The following is a 2,864-nucleotide window of genomic DNA, read 5'->3' as shown; positions in this document are numbered from 1 at the left end:
CGCCGGGCGCGGGCGCGCCGCCGGGGGCGCGCAGGGGCGTGATCGTGGCCGGTCCCTTGGCCGCGACGGGGGCGACGAAGACGGTGCGGTCGACAGGCTCCGCCTCGAAACAGGCGTCCACGCCTGCGTCGCGCCAGAAGGCGAACAGGGCCTCTGCGGCAGCCATGTCGAGGGATGGGGCGTTCATGAAGCTATAGGCAATAGGCCTTGACCGCCCCCGCGTCACCTCCCGATAAGGCGGATAACCACGACGACAACGAGGATTCAGGGGACATGGCCGAGGAAATGATCGAAGGCGGCGCCAAGAACGCATGGCAGGAAGCCGTCATCGACAACCTGCCGCCGCTCGAGGCCCTGGCGGGCGTCGAGCGCGAGGTCATGGAATATGACGTCGTCATCGTCGGCGGCGGCCCCGCCGGCCTGTCCGCCGCCATCCGCCTGAAACAGCGGGCCGAGAAGGACGGGAAGGAGATTTCCGTCGCCGTGCTGGAGAAGTCGGCCGAGATCGGCGGCCACGTCCTGTCAGGCGCTGTCATCGATCCGAAGGCGCTGAACGAGCTGTTCCCCGACTGGAAGGAACGCGGCGCTCCGCTGGAGACGCCCGTCACCAAGGACAAATTCTTGGTGCTGGGCCCGCAGGGGCAGGCGTCCCTGCCGATGTTCGCCCTGCCGCCCTTCATGCACAATGACGGCTGCTACATCGCCTCCCTGGGCAATGTCGCGCGCTGGCTGGCCGAACAGGCCGAGGCCCTGGGCGTCGAGGTCTATCCCGGCATGGCCGCCAGCCATGTGGTCTGGGAGGAAGAGAGCGGCCGGGTGAAGGGCGTCGTCGCGGGCGTCTTCGGCATCGACCGCGAGGGCAAGCCGACTGGCGAGTTCCAGCCGGGCCTCGAACTGCACGGCAAATACGTCTTCATCGCCGAGGGCGTACGGGGCTCGCTGGCTAAGACCATCATGGCCCGCCACAACCTGTGCGACCACGCCGATCCCCAGAAGTTCGGCATCGGCCTGAAGGAGCTGTGGCAGATCCCGGCTGAGAAGCACCAGCCCGGCCTGGTGCAGCATACCACCGGCTGGCCGCTGGACGACAAGACGGGCGGCGGCTCCTTCCTGTACCACTTCGGCGATCGCTATGTGTCCGTCGGCTTCGTCGTCCACCTGAACTACAAGAACCCCTTCCTGTCGCCGTTCGACGAGTTCCAGCAGTTCAAGCACCACCCGGCCATCGCCGAGCATCTGGAGGGCGGCACGCGCGTCTCCTACGGCGCCCGCGCCATCACCGAGGGCGGCTTCCAGTCGGTGCCCAAGCTGGCCTTCCCCGGCGGCGCCCTGATCGGCTGCTCGGCGGGCTTCGTGAACGTGCCGCGCATCAAGGGCAGCCACAACGCCATGAAGACCGGCATGCTGGCGGCCGACGCCGCCTATGACGCGGTCATGGAAGGCCGCGAGGGCGACGTGTTGAGCGCCTATCAGGCGGCCTATCTGCGCTCGTGGGTCTATAAGGAGCTGAAGGTCGTCCGCAACGCCAAGCCGCTGCTGTCCAAGCTGGGCACCATGATGGGCGGGGCGGTCGGCATGTTCGACCTGTGGGTCAACCACCTGACGGGCGGCTTCTCCTTCTTCGGCACCATGCGCCACGGCAAGACCGACGCGGCCTCGACCGAACCCGCTTCGCAGCACAAGCCGATCGTCTATCCCAAGCCGGACGGGAAGCTGTCGTTCGACAAGCTGTCGAGCGTCTTCATCTCCAACACCAACCACGCCGAGGACCAGCCCGCGCACCTGAAGCTGCTGGACCCGTCGGTGCCGATCAACGTCAACCTGCCGAAGTATGGCGAGCCCGCGCGGCTGTACTGCCCGGCGGGCGTGTATGAAGTCGTCTATGCCGACGAGGCGAACCGCGCCGATCCGCGCTTCGTCATCAACGCCCAGAACTGCGTCCACTGCAAAACCTGCGACATCAAGGATCCGTCGCAGAACATCGTCTGGACCACGCCCGAAGGCGGCGGCGGCCCGAACTATCCGAACATGTAAGTCGAAAATCCCTCTCCCGGCGGGAGAGGGCTTGAGCGCACGAGAGCGCAGCGATCGTTCTTGCGCGACCCGAGGGCGGCGCGTAGCAGCCAAAGGGTGAGGGGCTTGTCCTGTCCGTCGGCGTCAGCCGTCGCATAGCCGATCAGCTACGGCCTTCGGCCGACTTCACCCCCGAACCCTCACCCTTTCGCCGGTTCCAATCGCCTTCGGCTCCTGGAGGCTCAAGCCCTCTCCCATCGGGAGAGGGATTTGCGCTTTCGAACTCTTGCGGGCGAAAGGGAAAGCGTGAAGGGTCCGGCTATGCGTTTCGTCTCTTCTCGCCCTGTCCTGTTCCTGGCGGCTTCCGCCGTTGCGCTGTCGCTGGCCGCGCCGTCCCTGGCGCAGGAGGCGCCCGAGCCCGCGCCGGAAACCCCGGCCGACGCTCCAGCTGAAGCACAGGATGCCGAGCCGAACGGCGATCCCGTCCCGCACATCATCATCGCCGATGAGCCGGAAGCGCCTGAAGAACCCAAGGTCACGCCCATTCCCGCCGAATGGGCGCCGATCCCGCTCGACGCCCATAGGAACAGCGCCTTCGGCCTCTATCTGGCGGGCCGCAACGCCCTGACCAGCGGCGAGAGCGCGATTGGGGCCGACTATCTCAGCCGGGTCTACGCCCTGACGCCGGAACAGCCGCGCGTGCGCGAACAGGCCTTCACCGCCGCGCTTCTGGCCGGCGATCTGGACGAAGCGGGCCGCATCGCCCCGACCGATCCCGAGGTCTCGCCGGTCATCGTCCAGGCGGGGCGCCTGGTGCAGGCGGTGCAGGCCTATGCCGGCGGCGACGCGCG

The 2,864-nt window shown here is 67.5% G+C and carries 1 protein-coding gene and 2 pseudogenes; 2 read left to right on the top strand and 1 reads right to left on the bottom strand.

Features of this window, described 5'->3' with window-relative positions; all coding sequences use genetic code 11:
• Nucleotides 1-187, bottom strand: a pseudogene (locus tag RT567_RS15650) (uracil-DNA glycosylase); the annotation flags it as partial.
• A 191-nt stretch (nucleotides 188-378) separates the two neighbouring features.
• Here RT567_RS15650 and RT567_RS15645 point away from each other — a divergent pair.
• Together RT567_RS15645 and RT567_RS15640 are read left to right on the top strand one after the other, a co-directional pair.
• Nucleotides 379-2,034 (top strand): electron transfer flavoprotein-ubiquinone oxidoreductase, encoded by a 1,656-nt coding sequence (locus RT567_RS15645; RefSeq protein ID WP_313577156.1) that lies wholly within the window; start codon nucleotides 379-381, stop codon nucleotides 2,032-2,034.
• Between the two features lie 300 nt (nucleotides 2,035-2,334).
• Nucleotides 2,335-2,864: pseudogene (locus RT567_RS15640) on the top strand (hypothetical protein); the annotation flags it as partial.

Source organism: Brevundimonas sp. (assembly GCF_032107865.1).
In the GTDB taxonomy this organism is placed as follows: Bacteria; Pseudomonadota; Alphaproteobacteria; order Caulobacterales; family Caulobacteraceae; genus Brevundimonas.
This window is presented reverse-complemented; position numbering and strand designations above follow the sequence as displayed.

Bases quoted from the DNA above. Each gene is read 5' to 3' on its own strand.
- RT567_RS15645 (WP_313577156.1), top strand. From the start codon at position 379: ATGGAATATGACGTCGTCATCGTCGGCGGCGGCCCCGCCGGCCTGTCC.